At 41.7% G+C, this 18,885-nt stretch carries 16 protein-coding genes; 7 read left to right on the forward strand and 9 right to left on the reverse strand.

Features of this window, described 5'->3' with window-relative positions; genetic code table 11:
* The first annotated feature begins 9 nt into the window (after positions 1-9).
* From NI389_RS20660 to NI389_RS20670, 3 genes are all read left to right on the forward strand, one after another.
* Entirely contained in the window at positions 10-3,222 is a 3,213-nt protein-coding gene (locus NI389_RS20660) for a TonB-dependent receptor (protein WP_308363407.1), read from the forward strand.
* A 237-nt stretch (positions 3,223-3,459) separates the two neighbouring features.
* A complete protein-coding gene (locus tag NI389_RS20665) occupies positions 3,460-6,573 on the forward strand; it encodes a TonB-dependent receptor (RefSeq protein ID WP_308363408.1) in 3,114 nt (1,037 codons plus the stop codon).
* A gap of 68 nt (positions 6,574-6,641) precedes the next feature.
* Entirely contained in the window at positions 6,642-7,493 is an 852-nt protein-coding gene (locus NI389_RS20670; RefSeq protein ID WP_308363409.1) for a hypothetical protein, read from the forward strand.
* Between the two features lie 28 nt (positions 7,494-7,521).
* On the opposite strand, the gene NI389_RS20675 is transcribed toward NI389_RS20670, so the two are convergent.
* Positions 7,522-7,941, reverse strand: a complete 420-nt coding sequence (locus NI389_RS20675; RefSeq protein ID WP_308363410.1) for a MarR family winged helix-turn-helix transcriptional regulator — start codon at positions 7,939-7,941, stop codon at positions 7,522-7,524.
* 131 nt (positions 7,942-8,072) lie between these two features.
* Between NI389_RS20675 and hmgA the strand changes: the two genes are divergently transcribed.
* Both hmgA and maiA read left to right on the forward strand, forming a co-directional pair.
* Complete coding sequence (gene hmgA / locus NI389_RS20680) at positions 8,073-9,368, forward strand: homogentisate 1,2-dioxygenase (RefSeq protein ID WP_308363412.1); 1,296 nt, start codon at positions 8,073-8,075, stop codon at positions 9,366-9,368.
* 69 nt (positions 9,369-9,437) lie between these two features.
* On the forward strand, positions 9,438-10,067 hold the full coding sequence (maiA, locus tag NI389_RS20685; protein WP_308363414.1) for a maleylacetoacetate isomerase: 630 nt from the start codon (positions 9,438-9,440) through the stop codon (positions 10,065-10,067).
* A gap of 29 nt (positions 10,068-10,096) precedes the next feature.
* Here the strand turns inward: maiA and NI389_RS20690 are convergent, their stop codons facing one another.
* A complete protein-coding gene (locus NI389_RS20690) occupies positions 10,097-10,327 on the reverse strand; it encodes a TIGR02647 family protein (RefSeq protein WP_208844686.1) in 231 nt (76 codons plus the stop codon).
* 173 nt (positions 10,328-10,500) lie between these two features.
* On the opposite strand from NI389_RS20690, the gene NI389_RS20695 reads away from it, so the two are divergent.
* Positions 10,501-10,779 (forward strand): DUF1496 domain-containing protein, encoded by a 279-nt coding sequence (locus NI389_RS20695; protein WP_308363415.1) that lies wholly within the window; start codon positions 10,501-10,503, stop codon positions 10,777-10,779.
* A gap of 96 nt (positions 10,780-10,875) precedes the next feature.
* On the opposite strand, the gene NI389_RS20700 is transcribed toward NI389_RS20695, so the two are convergent.
* From NI389_RS20700 to NI389_RS20720, 5 genes are all read right to left on the reverse strand, one after another.
* On the reverse strand, positions 10,876-11,757 hold the full coding sequence (locus NI389_RS20700; RefSeq protein WP_308363416.1) for a hypothetical protein: 882 nt from the start codon (positions 11,755-11,757) through the stop codon (positions 10,876-10,878).
* Between the two features lie 175 nt (positions 11,758-11,932).
* Entirely contained in the window at positions 11,933-12,967 is a 1,035-nt protein-coding gene (locus NI389_RS20705; RefSeq protein ID WP_308363417.1) for a tetratricopeptide repeat protein, read from the reverse strand.
* A 211-nt stretch (positions 12,968-13,178) separates the two neighbouring features.
* Positions 13,179-13,904, reverse strand: a complete 726-nt coding sequence (locus NI389_RS20710) for a substrate-binding periplasmic protein (protein ID WP_308363419.1) — start codon at positions 13,902-13,904, stop codon at positions 13,179-13,181.
* Between the two features lie 81 nt (positions 13,905-13,985).
* Positions 13,986-15,095, reverse strand: a complete 1,110-nt coding sequence (locus tag NI389_RS20715) for an arginase family protein (RefSeq protein ID WP_308363420.1) — start codon at positions 15,093-15,095, stop codon at positions 13,986-13,988.
* Positions 15,096-15,403: 308 nt separating this feature from the next.
* Positions 15,404-16,180, reverse strand: a complete 777-nt coding sequence (locus NI389_RS20720; RefSeq protein WP_208844680.1) for a DUF2189 domain-containing protein — start codon at positions 16,178-16,180, stop codon at positions 15,404-15,406.
* A 245-nt stretch (positions 16,181-16,425) separates the two neighbouring features.
* On the opposite strand from NI389_RS20720, the gene udp reads away from it, so the two are divergent.
* Positions 16,426-17,190 carry a uridine phosphorylase gene (udp, locus tag NI389_RS20725; RefSeq protein ID WP_308363422.1) on the forward strand — a complete coding sequence of 255 codons (765 nt, stop codon included), beginning with the start codon at positions 16,426-16,428 and terminating at the stop codon, positions 17,188-17,190.
* A gap of 73 nt (positions 17,191-17,263) precedes the next feature.
* On the opposite strand, the gene cdd is transcribed toward udp, so the two are convergent.
* A complete protein-coding gene (gene cdd / locus NI389_RS20730; protein ID WP_308363423.1) occupies positions 17,264-18,127 on the reverse strand; it encodes a cytidine deaminase in 864 nt (287 codons plus the stop codon).
* Positions 18,128-18,180: 53 nt separating this feature from the next.
* Positions 18,181-18,570, reverse strand: a complete 390-nt coding sequence (locus NI389_RS20735) for a hypothetical protein (protein ID WP_308363425.1) — start codon at positions 18,568-18,570, stop codon at positions 18,181-18,183.
* Between the last annotated feature and the right edge of the window lie 315 nt (positions 18,571-18,885).

Below are 18,885 nucleotides of genomic sequence, written 5' to 3' on the forward strand. Positions count from 1 at the left end.
AACAACACAATGAGAAACTTACGCTTATCGAAAGTAGCAGGCGCAATGGTGCTTGCACTTGGGGTAACGACAAGCGCGCTTGCTGCAGATACGTCATCTGCTATTCGCGGTAAAATTACAACACCAACTGGTGAAGCGGCTTCTAACGTTGAGATTACAATTATTCACGTGCCTACTGGTACTGTGAGTAAAGTGACAACAACTTCAGAAGGTTTTTATAGTGCTAAAGGTCTTCGCGTTGGCGGTCCTTACAACATCGTAATCGACTCTGACACGTTCAGCGATGCTGAGCTAAAAGACATTTACCTAGAACTTGGTGAAACTAAGCGTCTTAACTCTCAGTTAGAAGCGCTTAAAATGGAGAAAATCGAGGTAGCTGGCTACCGTATCGTACAACGTGCGGGCGGCTCTAACAGCGTATTCGGTGCAGACTCTATTAATAACACACCTAGCTTCAACCGCGATATCAAAGACATCGCTCGTTTGAACCCTCTAGCGTCTATTAACGGTAACGGCGAAATGACTATCGCGGGTAACAACCCACGTACAAACAGCCTTACTGTTGACGGTATCAGTCAAAATGATGACTTCGGTCTAAACTTTGGTGGCTACCCAACACAGCAACCACCGGTTTCTCTTGACTCTATTGAACAGATCTCTGTTGACGTTTCTCCTTTCTCGGCAAAGAAAGGTAACTTCGGTGGCGGTACGATCAACGCAGTAACCAAATCTGGTTCAAATGAGTTCAAATTCTCATCATTTGCTGAAATTTCAACTCCAAGTATGTCTGGCGATTCAGTACGTATCGATGAAATCATTGACAAAAATAAGCCTGTTGTTGATGAAAATCACCACCGTACGTACAAGATCGTTGAAGCAAAGCCAACGCAAACTGAAAAGCGCTATGGCTTCAACGTTGGTGGTCCTCTTATCAAAGACGAACTTTTCTTCTTCGTTGATTACACCAACTGGTCAAGCAAATTAGACCTAGACTACGGGTTTGATAACTCTGGTGCAGTAAACGAATTTGACGTAACTCAAGCGCAATACGATGAGTTTGTTTCAATTCTGAACAACACTTATGGCGTTCAAGATGGCCTGGGCGGCGATCCCGAAGATACAAACGAAAAAGTGTTGGTTAAATTAAGCTGGAACGTAAACGCACAGCACCGTGCAGACGTCACTTATCAATGGCAAGATGACCGTGACGCGCGTGAATTCGGCCTTGGTGGCAACACAGTTAAGTTCGCTTCAAATGGCTACACGTTCCAAACTAAGTTTAACAACTTTGCCGTTAAGTTATACTCTGATTGGAGTGATGTATTCTCAACTGAAATTGGCCTTTCTTATAAAGACGTTTCAAGTGACAGCGTAACTTCATCTGATTTTGGTCAAGTTACTGTACGTACAAACGGTTACGGTACTTCTTCTTTCGTATTCGGCACGGATACTAACCGTCACGCGAACTACGCAGAAAACCAAAACTTCGTATTAGATTTCGACGCTACATACCTATTGGATGAACACGAAATTGGTTTTGGTCTACAATACGAAAACCTGCGTCTTTACAACATTTTCGCACCAAACTCTAAAGGCTCATACATCTTCGATAACTTTGAAGATTTTACAAACGGTAATCTTTCTGTTTTCAATGGAAACTACGACTTCAACTACTCAAACGCTTACACGGGCAATGTGGATGATGTAGCATATGATGCACGCCGCAGCACGTTAGCGCTTTACGTAGAAGATACGTTCTACGTGACTGATGATGTTGAAGTAACAGCGGGTGTTCGTTATGAGCGTCTTTCTTCTGATGACAAACCATCATTGAACGAAGCATTCCAGTCAACTTACGGCTACACAAACCAAGAGAACCTTGACGGTCTTGACATTATCCTTCCTCGTGTTGGCTTCAAGTACTATGCAACTGAGGCGTTAACGGTTAAAGGTGGTATCGGTCGTTTCCAAGGCGGTATTCCAAACGTTTGGTACAATGATCCATTCCAAAAAGATGGTATTACGTACGTAAATGCACCACGTAGCGCAATTAACGAATACTTCGCAAACAACAAAGCAGACTTCCGTCAAGCGCCAACATTCTTGAATGATTCACTTGTTCAAGGTGCTGGTAGTGTTGCTTATATTGACCCGAATTTCGAATTACCTTCAACAATTCGTGCTCAAATTGGTTTCGAGTATGAGTTTGATTCAGAAATTTTTGGTGACGGCTACACATGGGAAGCTGAACTTAGCTACCACAAGAAAGAAAACGAAGTTGTATGGCATAACACGTCAATTCGTCCAGTAGGCACACTTGCTGACGGCGAGCGTATCGTTTACGAAAGTATTTACGAAGGCGACCGTCAAGATAACTGGGACATCATGTTAACTAACTCTGAAGATGATGGCCGTTCAATTATCTTTTCAACAGCACTTGCTAAAGAATGGGATAACGGTGTTAGTGCTACAATTAGCTACGCACACCAAGACGTTGAAGAAGTACAAGCAGGTTCCTCTTCACAATCATACTCTAACTACAAGCACAGCTCAACGAAGAGCCGCAACGTAGATTTAGTGGGTCGTGGTTTCTATGAAGTTGAGCATAGCCTAAAAATCAACTTAGGTTATAAGCACCAGTTCTTTGAAGGTTACAATACTCACTTTAACCTATTCTTCGAACGTCGTTCTGGCCGTCCAATGAGCTACACAATGGGCTTGTACAGAGACGAGCTATTAGGTGACTTCGGTTCAGAACTATACACGCACAATGCTTACCTAGCGTACATCCCGACAGGTGCAGATGATCCAGCAGTAAACTGGACAAAATCTAAAATCTCTTGGGAAGAGTTAGAGACGTTACTTAATGCCGCTGGCATTAAAGAACGTGGCAAAATCTTAGAGCGCAACACAGCAACTCAACCATGGGTTACTACAATGGATCTAAGCATTAAGCAAGATATCCCAGGTTTCAAAGCAGGTCACAAAGGCCAGATCTACTTTATGATCGACAACTTTGCAAACCTATTGAACAAAGATTGGGGTATTGAGCGTAAACTAACTTACTCAGATCAGGTTCTTTACGATCTACGTGACGTAGACGACCAAGGTCGTTATGTTCTAGAGCGTAAGTTCAATGGTTCTGACGTTCGTAACTACTCTAAGATCGAGACAGGTGCATCGTCTTGGCAAATTAAAGTAGGCGTAAACTATAAGTTTTAATCCTCCCAGAATGTAAAGGCCACCAAACGGTGGCCTTTTTTGCACTTTTTCCTACCACTGAAACAAAACCGCAATACACTTCCTGTAAAATTACGCTATATTTTGTAGAATTTTAACTCAATTAGGTAAAGTTATGGCTGACCTATTAATAAAATGGAAATATAATAGGTCGAAATGATGAACCGATAAGAGTTCACGTTTAAAAACTCACTCTCAAACACGGGAAACAACAGAAAAATGAAACTACAAATGAGAAAAACGGCTCTGTCTCTAGCAGTTGCTGCGTTGGTAGGTGCAAGTGGTACAGCATTCGCTAACGAAACATCTTCAGCTGTTAAAGGTCAAATCGTTGGTCCAAATGGTAACCCTGCTGCTGGCACAACAATTACAATTATGCACGTTCCTTCTGGTTCAACAAAAGTTGTTGAAGTAAACGAAGCAGGTTATTTTAGCGCTAAAGGTTTGCGCGTTGGTGGTCCATACCAAATTATTGTTGATTCTGACAAATTTGAAGACCAACTGTTAGAGAACGTGTATCTTTCTCTTGGCAACGATTACCCAGTAAACGTTCAACTTCAAGCTAAAACGGACGTTGAACAAATCGTTGTTACTGGTCGTCCTATCAGCACTATGTCTGGTGGCACAGGTCCTGCTGCAACATTTACACTAGAAACTCTCGAAAACGCTCCAGCAATCAACCGTGACCTTCGTGACATCGTACGTGTTGATCCTCGTGTTTACGTAGATGACAGTCGTGGTGCTATTCAGTGTGGTGGTGGTAACCCACGTTTTAACAGTTTAACGGTTGATGGCGTTCGTATGAACGACAACTTCGGCTTAGGTTCAAACGGCTACCCTACAGTACGCCCTCCTTTCTCATTCGACTCAATCGAACAAGTAGCAGTAGAACTTGCACCATTTGACGTTCAGTACGGTGGCTTCACTGCGTGTAACATCAACGCAGTTACTAAGTCTGGTACTAATGAGATTCACGGTGGCGTCTTCTACGATTACACAAATGATTCGATGAAGGGTGACAAATCTGACGGTAAAGATTACGACACTGGTGATTTCACTGAAAAACGTTACGGTTTCAATGTTGGTTTCCCGCTAATTAAAGACAACCTGTTTATGTTCGCCTCATACGAAAAGTTAGAAGGTGTAGAGCAGTTTAGCTATGAAGGCTTTGACACTGGTAAAATCAGCCAGGCTGAAGTTGATCGTATTATTGCCATTGCAAATGCAAAATACGGCTATAACGCAGGTGGTACACCTGGTAGCATGCCAGTAGATGATGAAAAAATTCTTCTTAAAATCGACTGGAACATTAACGAAGACCACCGTGCAAGTTTAGTTTACAACTATAATGACGGCTTTAGACTTTCTCAGTCTGACGGCGGTTCAAAAGTTGTTTCTTTAGACAGCCATTTTTACGAGCAAGGTACAGAGCTTAAGTCTATCGTTGCGTCTGTTTACTCAGATTGGTCTTCAGATTTCTCGACTGAAGTGCGTGTCGCTAAGCAAGATGTTGATGGTCGCCAAATTTCTCTAGATGCTGCGAGTGGTTTTGGTGAAGTACAGGTCAATACGGCTGGAGGTACAGTTTATTTAGGTCCTGATGATTCTCGTCAAGCTAACGACCTAGATTACGATACGTTCAGCGTTAAAGTTGCAGGTACTTATTATCTTGATAAACACACCATCACTGCAGGTTACGAATACGAAGACTTAAACGTATTTAACCTATTTATGCAGCACACTCAAGGTGAGTTCCGTTTCAATTCGATTGACGATTTTGAAGCAGGTCTAGCTTCTCGTGTCTACTACAATAATGCGGCTGGGACTAACAATCAAAATGACGTTGCAGCTTCATTTTCATATCAACAACATACGTTCTACGCTCAAGACGAATATAGCTTCGATGACATCGATGCTACATTAACGTTCGGCCTACGCTACGACAAATACACAAGTGATGACCGCCCACACTATAACGCTAAATTTGAAGAGCGTTACGGCTACGCAAATACGAAGAACATGGATGGACTTGATCTTATCCAACCTCGTCTTGGTTTCCAATGGTATGTTGATGACGCGTTAGAAGTGCGTGCTGGTGCAGGTCTGTACTCTGGCGGTAACCCGAACGTTTGGGTATCAAATGCCTACTCAAACGACGGTGTAACCCAAGTTGGCCTGTCTTCAAAAAATGTTGCGTTATTCGATGTTCCTATGACTAACTTCGATGGCGGAACACCTGGTTTCGACGTACCGCAATCAATGTATGATGCTATCGGCGCATTACCTGTAGGTGCTGGTGACGGCTCGACGAATGCTATCGATCCGAACTTCGAAATTCCATCTGAGTGGAAATATGCTCTAGGTGCAACGTATACGACTGAAAACGACTACGTAATCACGCTAGATTACTTGTATACAGATAAGCAAGATTCAGCAACAACTATTGATGCACCGCTGTTTGTAGCTGGTACAAGTTCAGTAGATGGTCGTGCACTAATCGAAAGCATTAATGGTCGCTCTGGTGAGTACATCTTAACGAACGTTAAAGGTGAAGATGCACGTTCGTCTGTCATTTCAGCAGCAATCTCTAAGCAGTTTGATAACGGTATTGACTTTACATTGACGTATGCTTATACCGATTCTAAAGACATCAACCCAATGACGAGTTCAACAGCTGGTTCGAACTACGGTAACCTTGCAGTTTCTAACGCTGTAAATCCTGGTCTTGCAACGTCAGATTACGAAGTACCACACCGTTTCACGTTCCAATTGGGCTACAAAACAGAATTTGTTGACGGCTATGCAACACGCTTCAACCTATTCGGTCAAGCAAGTGAAGGCCAACCATACAGCTTCCTGTTCAACAAATCTGATTCACAGTTTGGTGATTCTAACTGGAACTCAGATGGTCGTCAGTTAATGTACGTACCACTTGAGAACGATGTAAACGTAGTTTATGACATGACAGGCGAAGAACTAGCTGCATTTAATGCGTTCATTGAAGACGAAAATCTACAACGTGGTCAAATCGCTGGCCGTAATGCGCAAAATGCGGATTGGTACATTAAGTTTGATTTAAAGGTAACTCAAGAAATCCCTGGGTTTGCTGAAGGTCACAAGGGCCAAGTATTCTTCACTATCAATAATTTAACGAACTTGTTAAATGATGATTGGGGTGTAATGAAGAAAGGTGACTTCGTTGGTAACCGCGTTGTTGATGTGAAATACGAAGATGGAAAATACATCTACTCTAACTTCAGCGCATCATCACCGACTGTACAAAAAGACCCATCACTGTGGGAAATGCGTGTAGGCGTTCGCTACACGTTCTAAAAAGTATTGAAAAGATAAAGCGCGACATGATGTCGCGCTTTTTTTATACACTCTTAAAAGGAAAATTTATGAGTAAACCATTAATAGCATGCGCAATCGCTGCTGCTTTTTCATTTCCAACCTTAGCTTCAGACAATTTCGTCACAATTCGATCCGCGGATATACAAGAAACGCAAGCGGTGCAAAGTCTTGGTGCGTTTTGGCCTGATGTGCTTAAGAATATCAAAAGTGGTGCACGTAAAAAGATTGCATCAATTCTACTCGACCAAATTTTTGGTTTTGGCGGTGCGAACGCTGCTGACTTATCGGAAGAAGCGCTTCGCCGAATTGAAGAAATAATCAAAAAAGAACTCGTTCAGCAAAATGTGAACGAGGTATTAGGGTTGATAGATGCACTAGATGACTCTATTGCATATTACAATTCATCGTCGGGGAGTAACGGTCTCCCTCTTTTAAACTCGTTATACTTAGATTCCCAAAAAATTGTAAATAGCTATATCTTCAACAAAGCAAGAAATGCTGAAAGTTTTTACTTAACCGAAACCTATGCCGCCGCCGTCACATTGCATATGGCCATCACAACTGAGCTATATCTTAAAAATGCGGTAGATAAGAATTATCTAAAAAATATCGCACGTAAACACGCGTCGGTGTTACAAACGATGTATATGGATACAGTTTCAGATGTACACAAAAACATTTACTTAGGTGCAGGTCTTCCACCTGATGGCTATGAAAATCGTGTTCAATATTTTAATGAGTATCGCAGTCATATACCTTGGGTGATCGGTTACTACGGACCTGAAGAATGGCAAGAGCTCGTTGACCGCGAAACAGAAGACCGTAAAAATTACGTTGAGCGTATGACCTCACTTTCCGTTCAAGTAATTGCAACACTCAATGATGTCATTGGCTCTTAGTCAATATTAAAATCAGAGCTAGACGGTATTATGAGCCTAGCTCTTCTATAATTCGAAAAAGTACGTGTTTATCTTTCGTGCTTAGTTTCTCTAACAACGATTTCTCCCATTCTATGGCCAAAGGCACCAAACGCGAGTAAAGTGACTCACCTTGCACCGTTAATTTAAGTAACGTAGCGCGTTTGTCTTTTTCGCTAATTTCACTTATTAACATTCCCTGCTCTGCTAACTGTTTAACCGCCCGAGATACCGTCGATTTATCCATAGCCGCCAAGTCGCACAATTGTTTTGCCGTACTTTGAGGGTGTTCAGCTAAATGAGCTAAGACTCGCCATTGAGCAACACTTAACCCCGCCTCTTTTGCATATACTTTAGCGAATTCATCACTCACCTTAGCAGCAAGCTTTACCAACCTATAGGGTAAAAATTCGTTTAATTTCAATTCCATAAAACTTCGATTCAAATATGCAAATTTATACATCTATTGTACACAAGTCTTTACAGCTAGAAAATAGCTTACGCTTGAAAATACTCTCATGTGAGAGTATTGTTATTTAAAACCCAAGTGGAGCAAGAATAATGACAACTGAATACCAATACTTAACTGGCTTCGGTAACGAATTCGAAACGGAAGCGTTACCAGGAGCCCTACCGATAGGTCAATTTTCGCCACAAAAAGTAAAATATGACCTGTATGCTGAACAGTATAATACGACAGCCTTTACTGCCCCACGCGCCGATAACCGCCGCAACTGGTTTTATCGTATTCGACCATCGGTTGTGCAAGGTGACTACGAACAGATGGATAATGGACTTCTTCGTACTGCGCCAATTACCGAAGTACCAACACCACCAACCATGCTTCGCTGGAATCCAATTGCTATTCCCGCGAACCCTACAGATTTTGTCGATGGTCTTGTAACGATGGCAGCAAACGGTAGCGCGAATGGCCAAGCTGGTATTGGTATCCATGTTTATGTTGCCAATACGTCGATGGAAGGTCGTTATTTTTACAATGCCGATGGTGAATTGTTGTTTGTCCCACAACAAGGCCAAATCGTACTTCACACGGAGTGTGGTAAGTTAGCCATAAAGCCAGGGGAAATAGCCGTTATTCCTCGTGGTATCAAATTCAGTGTTGAGCTGCTCGATGAAGCGGCGCGCGGCTATATTTGTGAAAACTACGGTCACCCTCTTGTTCTGCCTGAACGTGGTCCTGTTGGTGCTAATGGTTATACAAACCAACGCGATTTTCAATATCCCGTTGCCGCGTTTGAAGACATCGAGGGTGATTTTGAATTAGTGGCTAAATTTAACGGTAACCTCTTCCGCTGTAGCATTGGCCACTCACCACTCGATGTTGTTGCATGGACAGGTAACAGCGCGCCTTACAAGTACGATTTAGCTCGTTTCAACGTGATGAACACCGTAAGTTTTGATCACCCAGATCCCTCAATCTTTACCGTATTAACATCACCTTCGGGAACTCCTGGAGTGGCAAACGTCGATTTTGTGATATTCCCTCCACGCTGGATGGTTGCAGAAAATACGTTCCGTCCACCGTATTACCATCGTAATATCATGAGTGAATTCATGGGATTAATTGAAGGAGTATACGATGCTAAAGAACATGGATTTGTGCCTGGTGGTATGAGCCTTCACAACTGCATGTCTCCGCATGGCCCTGAAGCTGATGTATTTGAAAAAGCCTCAAATGCTGAGTTACAACCGCAACGCTATGAGAATACATTAGCGTTCATGTTTGAATCACGCTACGTTATTTCACCCACGAAATACGCGTTAGAAGGCAAAGAGCGACAAACAAATTACCTTGATTGTTGGAAAGGAATTAAGAAATACTACAAAGGTGCATAATCACGTGCGCTGAATTTAGAATTGCAAAGCACTCTTCGGGGTGCTTTTCGTCGTGACTAAGGACAAACAATGAAATTATATAGTTATTTCCGCAGTTCAGCCGCCTTTCGTGTGCGTATCGCCCTCAACTTGAAAGGGTTAGCACATGAAATCATCCCTGTTAATCTCTTGAAGTCAGAACAACACAGCGATGAATACCTGAGAAAAAATGGGCAAGGTTTGCTCCCTGCACTGGAAACCGAACACGGTATATTAGCGCAATCCATGGCAATACTTGAATGGCTAGAAGATTATTCTTGCGATACACCTTTGTTGCCGACTGAAGCGTGGGATAAAGCTCAAGTGCGTAGTTTTTGTTATGCCATTGCATGTGATATTCACCCGATCGACAACTTGCGTGTATTGAAATATTTAGCCGCAGAATTTGGTGCAACGGATGAACAGAAAAATACCTGGTATCGTCATTGGATTATCGAAGGTTTCAAAAAATTAGAACCTCTAGTGACGCAAGAAGGCCCATTTTGTTTTGGCGATAAAATCACGCTTGCCGATATTTGCTTAGTGCCTCAAATATTCAATGCACTGCGCTTTGAAGTAGATATGTCACAATTTCCTAAACTACTGGCAGTTTATACGCAATGTAACCAGCTTCCTGCGTTTGATGCAGCACGTCCAGAAAACCAATCTGATGCACAGTAAATGTAGTAAGGAGGGTTAGCCCTCCTTTATTATTTTAGTGCAAGGCTTAATTTGTCGAGATGTTCTCGAATATCTATCCCTAAATCGGTTAGGTAACCACCATCTCGACTGTCTGTAATGCCTTTCTCAAACAGTCTGTCAGCCGCTGCAACCATAGTAGGATCAGCGTCTTTATGTAGTTTTAATCCTTGATACATACTTGAGTCTGGGAACTTAGAAAGTAAAATCAACTCATCTAACATATTTTTGTCTAACGCCATAATTTACCTACTCTTATTTTTATATTGATACTCACTAATTTATCACTATGCTTAATACCAAACGCTGACTAGAAGCACTGGGGTGAACCTTGCTGTCTATCCAAATTTTTTTGGATTGTTCTATAGGTACGCTATGGTATTAATTAAGATTAGACGCAATGACGAAGAACGCCATGAAACAGATCAATTTATTGTTACTTAGTACGCTCTTATTCGCTACAAACACTTATGCGGCAGAAACACCAAGAGTCTTCGTAGATATGCCGCAGCGAGTTTGTTGGTATCAAGGGCAAGAATACAGTGAGGGCTCGTTGATAAAACAGTTTGATTGGATATTTATATGTGCCAGTCGGCATGAGAACGAGGAGAATGGCAATCTTATCTGGGTCAAGATTGATAACGAAGGCAACCGTATCGATAAACCCAAACGAGTAAATGTCCGAACAAATTAAAATCGAGCATGTAACAAGGTAGTTTACATGCTCTGACTGACTTAATTTCATTCGCTCATATTAGCAATTCATGGATAATATTAAACCTACGTTTGCTTAAAGCTTATTCCATTCTTCTAAGAATGCGGAATGGAAAATTTGTGTAACCCCCTGAATTTTGATCAACGCGTCAGAAGTTGACGCATATGTGTAGGTGCCCACCTTTATTTCAGGCATACAAGAACTGGTCTGAGCAACGTTTTGAACGTTTACCCCATCGAAGTGCAGATTGCCTTGTAGATCAGCAAATGACTGACCAAGCCATGGATCGCAAACACAATAGTCGTTAACAGAACTTTTGTCAGCAGCATAGCCATTGTTTGAGACAATGACATAAGCATGATCGAAGTTTGTACCGTGATACCAACCAATCGTAAGCTTGCTAATTGCAGAATATAAGTCTTTATATTTACCATCTTTTGGCAATGTTGTGAGTAACATATAAGCTAATAGTGATGTTTCTCCACAATTTGCGGTTGCGTTGCTCGCAGCTCGTATCGCCAGATTTTCAAAACTTTCTTTATTTGACCTCGCTAAGACACGCGCTTCTTCATTCCACTTTGGGTGCTTATTTCCGGCATTCCAAAGAGTTTTGAAATCTTTGAATGAGGCATACACTTGGGCAAGCTTTTGAATGTTTAAGGCCGATTGTTGGGCATTCGTTGGTTTCGAGCCCCAGCTCGACGGTTGCTTATCTCCGTTATTGATGAGTTGGTAGACTGCAGTAACTTTGTCTTCACCTAAAAAATCAACCATTGTGCCAAGCCAAGACCCTCTGGTTTTCTTCAGATTGTCTAGGTCATCCAATCTCAGTCCAAGGTTTTGCCCTAATTGCCGAATACCTTCTCCATAACTGTTCAGATTACTACTACCAGTGATGAATTTGCGAACTGCACGTGCGGCGGCAGTACATACTTTTGTCATTTCTTGCTCAGTCATTTTAGCTCTCCTTATCTGTCAATTACTGACGTTTACCGCATTCTTTTACTGAAGAATGCATGAGATAAGTGTTAAGTAAGCAAGGCGTTAAAACTGAGGCTTATCTACTGATATTGTGGGTAAAACGGGGTAATCTCTCTTTTGTTTAAAACGACCGCGGTGAGCTAGTCATGCTTTATTTTGCTTTTAACTGGAAACAACCAGGCAGTTCACTTAGCCAAGCAAGCGACTTTTTGGACGCTACCTCAGGCTGTTGAGGAACGAAGAACACCAATCCAAATCGAGGTGCTAAATACCTATTAATCAATATCTTCATCTTAATGCTTTCCAATTGTTCAAATGACTTAGTCAATTGTTGTTTGGTTTCAGCATCAATAGCGGTACCTTGATTTTGTTTATCCGCGGATGAAAGCCAATACATAAGCGCTTTTTTGGATTCATCAGGGTAATTTTCTACAAATGTATTTATGGGGTTGAACAATCGTTGAAAATTTAGGGTGTTTTTTTGAATTGCAAAGATGAGCAACAGATTTGTACCTGCCGTGATATTTCCAGATCGTTTATTGATATCTTGAAATGCGACTAACGCCGAACGGTAATATTCCTCGGCTTTATCGATATTTCCTTGGTCAAGCTCCAACGTCCCTAGATTGTTGAACACAGAAGCAAGTGCACGCTCATTTTTTAACTTAGTCGCGATTTCCCCTGCTTTTTTATAGTGAATTTTCGCCATTTCATCTTGATCTAGATGACGCTCTAAAATGCCTAAGCTGATTAGTATTCCTAATTTTTCTTTATCTGTTTGAGTTAGACTGAGAGCACACTCAAACGAAAGCTTTGATTCGTTCCAAAATCCAAGTTTCCGAAGAACAATACCTGTAATACGAAACACATCCCACGCATTTTCTTTAAAGTAGTCTTCGTGTTTTAGCTTAAATAACAACTCGATATCGAGTTCTACATCAATGAGATTGTTGGTACTCACCGCCGCTCTCAATTTAGCGATATACCAGCGAAACAACTGAGATGCTCTGAAAGTAGACAAGTCGACATCTGAATGGAGTAATTCATAGGAGCGAGATGGAAGTACATTTAAATAGTCTTCGGCTTCTCGTAATATATCGCTCGCGGAACGAACTTCCTGTGAATTTGCGCAGTCGCAGGTTAATAGAAAGATTAGCGCCACCATAAAACAACGATAATTTCGCAAAACCACCTCCTAAGCAGGAACCGCGTGCGTTTATTGAACATATTACATAAGCCCAAAGCATACAACGTATAACGAAAAACCGAAGCAGCGACGTTATTAAAGAGGCAAGCCTTCTATCGATAGTAGACCATTTAAACATTTCAATTCAGCCATAAAATAGCGATGTTCTACTCGATGGCAATACATCTACTTCGATGCACAACGGGTACGTTTATTTCGCCATATTGGTGAATTGCTTTCGATAACTGCCCACTATTTTATCAACCGTTAGCTGTTCAGTTTCCTTATTGCAAACAAAATAGAGTTCCGACAAACCATCCTGTAACGTATACAACTTCTCCAACGGTTCGCTCAGCGCCCCATGCTCTTCACGATATCGGTATTGAGCGTCACTCAAAATCACAAGATCTAGCGATTCCTTTCGTGTTGAAATGAGATTAAATACATTGTCGAAACTAGAGATCAGGATAAGTTGCTTCTCTTCAGAAAACCCATTTTCTAAAAGATATAGATGACTATAGTTATTGCGGATTACGGCCGTCTTGTATTTCTTCGCTTCTTCCAAACTCTTTATTTTTATTTTTGCCGATTTCAGGCCATAAAATGAAGTCGTGAATTTTCCAACTGGAAACATCCAGAGAAATTGTTCTTCCCGCGTTGGTAATCGCGCAACCGAAAAGAGGCAAGTATCAGGGCGCCTGAGTACCGCATTATACGCAATTGCCCAATTGACCAATGAGATCTCATATTGAACTTGTGATGAGTTGAGCACCTGCCGAACGATATCAACGGCGCTGCCAATTAGCTCCCCTTTACCATTCAAATACTGATAATCTGGAAATTCCTCTGTTACGACGTTAAGCACCTTAGCGAACGACGTTTGGCTAATCAAAACGAGTATCAGAAATAAACTGAAGCGATAACGTAATATTCCCAAAGAAAGTCCAACAAAAAGAGATTGATGTATAAAATATAGTTGAATTTTCGTAGATTAAAAAAGCCCCTTACGGGGCTTATTTTATTTATTCATCGCATTTAGCAAAAAGGCGGATAATTTTGCCCCTTCTTTGAGGGTTGTTTCCGAGCTAGATTTTCCTTCGAGTGAGCTATCTGTAAACGGTGCAATTTCCATCATGTCAGCCCCTGTTATTGGGAAGTGCTCATTCAATTTCGTTAAAATGACCATCGCTTCATCCGGAGTAAGACCACCAGATTCCGGCGTCCCTGTCGCTGAGGCATATTCTGCATCCAATGCGTCGATATCAAAACTAACGTATAGTTCGTCGACTGCATCTTGTTTTAATTGCGCAATGACCGCATCTGCTACGGCATCAGCGCCTTTTTCTCTAATTTCGTGTGCCCAGTGTTGTTTTACACCAAAGGTTGATTCCCAGTGTTCTTTGTTTTTACCACTAGAACGAATTCCAAACTGAATCAAATGATGCGGTGCTGGTAAAAACTCGAGAATATGTGTACACCAAGAGCCAAAACACAGATCAATTCCTAAACGTTCCACTAGCAAATCGGTGTGTGCATCAAAATGAATAATGGCGGTGCGTTTCCCTTCAGCCCGCTTTGCCTTTAAGTAAGACTTAGTTAATGGATAACTAATTGAATGGTCACCTCCAATACCAAAAATCCCTTTGTCTGGAAAGTTAGCGTAAAAACCATCACATACATCTTCTGTGATAGAAAGCGGGCTAACATGATATTGACTATCTTGTTGCTGATAGAGCGCGTTTTGACAGCGGCTGATCGTTTCTGGATTGAGATATTTATCATGCAGTAAGTGTGGAATAACGCGCACATCACCAAGGTCGAACGTCATCGATTCTGGATGGTTTTCCAGTAACGTTGAACGCAAAAATAGAGGTCCCCAGTTTGCACCACGCAAAATGCCCCCACCGCAGTCTGAACTAATCCCCAAAATGGCGGCTTTGCGAGCGTCATTGGGTAACTTTTCGAGAGACTCAAGCCAAAGAGGATGGATATCATCGGCTTGACCAAATTGCTTTTCTCTCAGCGCCGATTTACGTTCTTTTGCTGTATTTACCGTAAATACGCCGTCTCCTGGTGGACATAAACAATTTGCCAGTTTTTCTTTATATGATTGCCAATTGCTGCTCATGGCGAGTCTCCTGTCGATGTTCGTTGCATAGACATGCATTGCACAAAATGTTCATTTCTTTCTAGGTTCTCGAATAAAGCGAGACACTTGTCGGCTTTCTTGTCACGTTCTCGATGTTTGAAGAAATCCACATCAATCTTTAAATTTCATAAGGTTAGATTAAGACCCATGCATTTTTATTGAGAAGAACCAAGCAAAAGAAATAGTGATTAGCGCAGGTATAACAAGGTCAGAGCATAAGTCAAGCTAGTACAACACAGTTTTAGTTGCACTAGCTGCTTGAATATTCAATAGTTTTGAATAGCGACCTATTCGTAATGGCGAGGCTTTTTAGTTTTGATGATTGCAATGTATCCATGCCAGCTCGCGTAACTTAAGAGCGGCATGATGATAATAAAACCAGCTGCGCCCGTTAAAAATCCCAACAACACTAACACGCTGATAGTTGCGCACCATACTACCATCGCAGGCACATTAGTCCGCACAGCATGAAGGCTTGAAACCACCGCCGTCATCACATCAACTCGACGCTCAAGCATGATTTGCGGAGTAAAGGCTGATATCGCGAAAACAGCCACTAGCAATACGCCACCAACAATCGAACCTAAAGTCAAAAACGCACTTAGCTCTTCTAAGCTTGGGTTAGGGGAATTAGGATACAAGGCGTAAATAAGCGCTGCTAAACGCATCCAAACAATCATCAATACAAGCAAAAGAACGGCAAAACCCCATTCTCCTGCAGGGTTTCTAAACATCGACTTTAGACTGTGGCCCAAAGTAGGTTGGTGCCCTTTTTCAAGCTCCCATGCAACATCATATAGCCCGGCTGAAAATGACGGGCCGATAAGTGCAAATGCAACGGCTGCGGGTAAGATAACATGTGGTGAGCCCGAATTTAGTACAAACCACATGATAGCGACCGGTATAAGTGTAAATACTAAGCCGTAAACGAGGCTCAAAAGTGGTGCTCGCGCCATGTCTTTGAACCCGAGAGCAAGCCAATGAAAAGGAGCAAAAGCAGAAATTTTGTTACTATCGAAACAGCGTGCAAATTCAACCCTGTCTAACGAACGTGTTGTTGGCATAGTACACTCCATCATTATCATTAAGTTTATAGATCCAAAAAAATTCGTCTCTCATTCGATGTATTTTTAACCTGGTTTTAAAACGCAAAAATGCAAACGATGTCACACCTTCATTAATAAAGGTTTAGGTTATACTCAATAAAGATGCAAATAGTCTGTGATATAGCTCAATCAGGACAAGTGTCCTGTACTTTATACTTGTGGTTCTTAACATTACACTTTGACTTAAAATAGAGTTGCTAACTATGGAAAAGGTATTTCACCTTGGACTGACCAAGGCCGATTTAAAAGGCGCTAAAATCGCAATCGTACCGGGTTGCCCAGACCGAGCGAAACGCATCGCTGAACGTATTTCTACCGCTCAATGTCTAAATAAAACGCGTGAATTTCACATTTATCTTGCTGAGCTTGAAGGTCACTCGATTGTGGTATGTTCAACGGGCATCGGCGGTCCTTCTACATCGATTGCAGTTGAAGAATTGGCGCAGCTAGGAGTCGAAACATTCTTGCGGGTAGGTACTACAGGTGCAATTCAACCACACATAAATGAAGGTGACGTGCTAGTTAGCACTGCGTCTGTACGTCTTGACGGTGCAAGCCAGCATTTTGCACCGCTTGCATACCCTGCTGCTGCTGACTTTTACTGTACACAAGCTATGGTAAACGCCTGTCAATCCGTTGGTGTGCCTTTTCACGTAGGCATTACTGCATCTAGTGACACATTCTATCCAGGTCAAGAGCGCTACGACACGCATTCGGGCTACGTACCGAAAGCGTTTCAAGGTTCATGTCAAGAATGGCAAAAGCTAAATGTAATGAACTACGAAATGGAGTCAGCAACGCTATTTACAATGTGCGCCGCGATTGGCCTAAAAGCAGGCTGTGTAGCTGGAGTACTTGTTAATCGTACTAAACAGGAAATTCCAAATGTGGATCATGGAATGGTGGAGAACAATGCCGTTGGCGTTGTCATTGAAGCAGCACGCAGTCTAATCAAAAAGTCGGTATAGTTGTATTCTTCCTACGATTCAGGAAATGAAAAAAGCACCAAATGGTGCTTTTTTGCTTTATACCTGAATACAACTAAACTCGTCTCACTTTAACGTGATTTAGCTCAACCTCATAAGGCAGACTATTTAAAACAGCCTTAGCCACATCCAATTGATTTTCCTTGCCTTCTATCTCTAACAAAGTAATCTTGCGGATCCGGCAATCATCTATCGACAAACCAGCAAGTTCCATTTGGCTAAGTGCACTTTGCAACGGTGACAAGCTAGGACTATACGCTGCATTTTCAATGTAACTTCCGACAAAATTGCCGTTTTCCGTTTCTATCTCTACAGCGCTGTAGTTACCTGAGTAAGGTGCATATGAACGAGAAGCGGCACTGAGCAACGACTCGGATACATGTTCAGTGGCTTGAAGTCTAACCGGCTCAGAATTAAACACACTTTGCGAATTCCCAAGATCATTCGGACCAAAGTCTTCAGGCAGTAGATGTCTCAATGTGGTTTTTTTGTGTGGCAGCGTTACATTCAGTTCATCAGCATTATGAAGTTCATTCATAAATTGACGACAATAACCACAGGGCGCATCTGTAATCGCGATTAAATCGACTTTCTCAGCGCCATTGGACCAAGCATTGTTTATTGCGGATTGTTCTGCGTGTACAACTAAACTGAGCGCTTCATGAGCGAATTCGAGGTTAGCACCAAAATAGAGATCACCGAATTCTTCAAGGTTACGGTCTAGTGCGATTGCACCCACGTAGAAATTTGAAATTGGAGGTTTTGCGAATTTTGCAGCAACTGGAAGTAATGCAAGCATCAACGCTTCGACATCCACACCCAGTGACTCGCATAATTGTTTAACTTCAGAATTTAGTAGCTTTCCACGAGATGCCTTAATACGCTCATAAAGCGATTGGAGCATGTCCTGACTTAACATTCTTTTCTGTTTCTTGTTGTTTTAAAGGGCCGACCAGTCTATTTGCAAAAAACTTAATTGGCAAGTGTTGGCGACGAAATACTACCAAGCCATTGTTTTGCTTGTTTAAAACAGTCAAAATTTTCAGCAACAACATCGAAGCGCTTGGCTTTTTGTAAGAATAGATCGTGCATAAAGCCTTTAAATCCGACGACTCTTGCTACAACCAATCCATTTAGGTAGTGTGCGACACTAGGCATGATATTCACGATATCAATCGCAGCAAACTGATGCTCAAGCTCAATGACATCAATCAGCACTTTAGTGCATTCGTGAGATTTTGCATACTCATTCGCAATTTTGTATACGCTTATCACATCCTGTGCTGAAATTTTCCCTCGCAGCGTCATCATGACTAACTTAGTCGTCTCATCATAAGTAATACTGGTTGAAAACTGGTTCATAGTTGCCTTGCTCGGTTTTGCTTTTCGCTGTTCATTAACTGGTATAACCAGCGCATATTATGAGATTTGGACCCAAAGTCAATAAAGCAATAATAAAAACCTAATTTATGGACAATAAAACAGAAAAAGGGATGAGTTTTTGTGGTGAATTTCAAAATCCAAATGTAAATAAAATGAGAACTTTAGGCATTCAGCTACTACCAACAAAAGTAGCAAAACATCAAAATCAGATTTTATGTACAAATAACGTACTAAAATACCATTTTAGAACTCTATTTTACCAAAATACGCAATAAATCATACATTTAATTGCAC

The sequence above is a fragment of the Pseudoalteromonas xiamenensis genome (assembly GCF_030994125.1).
Lineage (GTDB): Bacteria > Pseudomonadota > Gammaproteobacteria > Enterobacterales > Alteromonadaceae > Pseudoalteromonas > Pseudoalteromonas xiamenensis_B.

What these genes read in the sequence shown, in the direction of transcription:
- NI389_RS20660 (WP_308363407.1), top strand. Translation starts at nt 10, where the DNA reads ATGAGAAACTTACGCTTATCGAAAGTAGCAGGCGCAATGGTGCTTGCA.
- NI389_RS20690 (WP_208844686.1), bottom strand. Translation starts at nt 10,327, where the DNA reads ATGGCGTTAGACAAAAATATGTTAGATGAGTTGATTTTACTTTCTAAG.
- maiA (WP_308363414.1), top strand. Translation starts at nt 9,438, where the DNA reads ATGAAATTATATAGTTATTTCCGCAGTTCAGCCGCCTTTCGTGTGCGT.
- NI389_RS20670 (WP_308363409.1), top strand. Translation starts at nt 6,642, where the DNA reads ATGAGTAAACCATTAATAGCATGCGCAATCGCTGCTGCTTTTTCATTT.
- NI389_RS20675 (WP_308363410.1), bottom strand. Translation starts at nt 7,941, where the DNA reads ATGGAATTGAAATTAAACGAATTTTTACCCTATAGGTTGGTAAAGCTT.
- hmgA (WP_308363412.1), top strand. Translation starts at nt 8,073, where the DNA reads ATGACAACTGAATACCAATACTTAACTGGCTTCGGTAACGAATTCGAA.
- NI389_RS20720 (WP_208844680.1), bottom strand. Translation starts at nt 16,180, where the DNA reads ATGCCAACAACACGTTCGTTAGACAGGGTTGAATTTGCACGCTGTTTC.
- NI389_RS20665 (WP_308363408.1), top strand. Translation starts at nt 3,460, where the DNA reads ATGAAACTACAAATGAGAAAAACGGCTCTGTCTCTAGCAGTTGCTGCG.
- NI389_RS20700 (WP_308363416.1), bottom strand. Translation starts at nt 11,757, where the DNA reads ATGACTGAGCAAGAAATGACAAAAGTATGTACTGCCGCCGCACGTGCA.
- NI389_RS20735 (WP_308363425.1), bottom strand. Translation starts at nt 18,570, where the DNA reads ATGAACCAGTTTTCAACCAGTATTACTTATGATGAGACGACTAAGTTA.
- cdd (WP_308363423.1), bottom strand. Translation starts at nt 18,127, where the DNA reads ATGTTAAGTCAGGACATGCTCCAATCGCTTTATGAGCGTATTAAGGCA.
- NI389_RS20715 (WP_308363420.1), bottom strand. Translation starts at nt 15,095, where the DNA reads ATGAGCAGCAATTGGCAATCATATAAAGAAAAACTGGCAAATTGTTTA.
- udp (WP_308363422.1), top strand. Translation starts at nt 16,426, where the DNA reads ATGGAAAAGGTATTTCACCTTGGACTGACCAAGGCCGATTTAAAAGGC.
- NI389_RS20695 (WP_308363415.1), top strand. Translation starts at nt 10,501, where the DNA reads ATGAAACAGATCAATTTATTGTTACTTAGTACGCTCTTATTCGCTACA.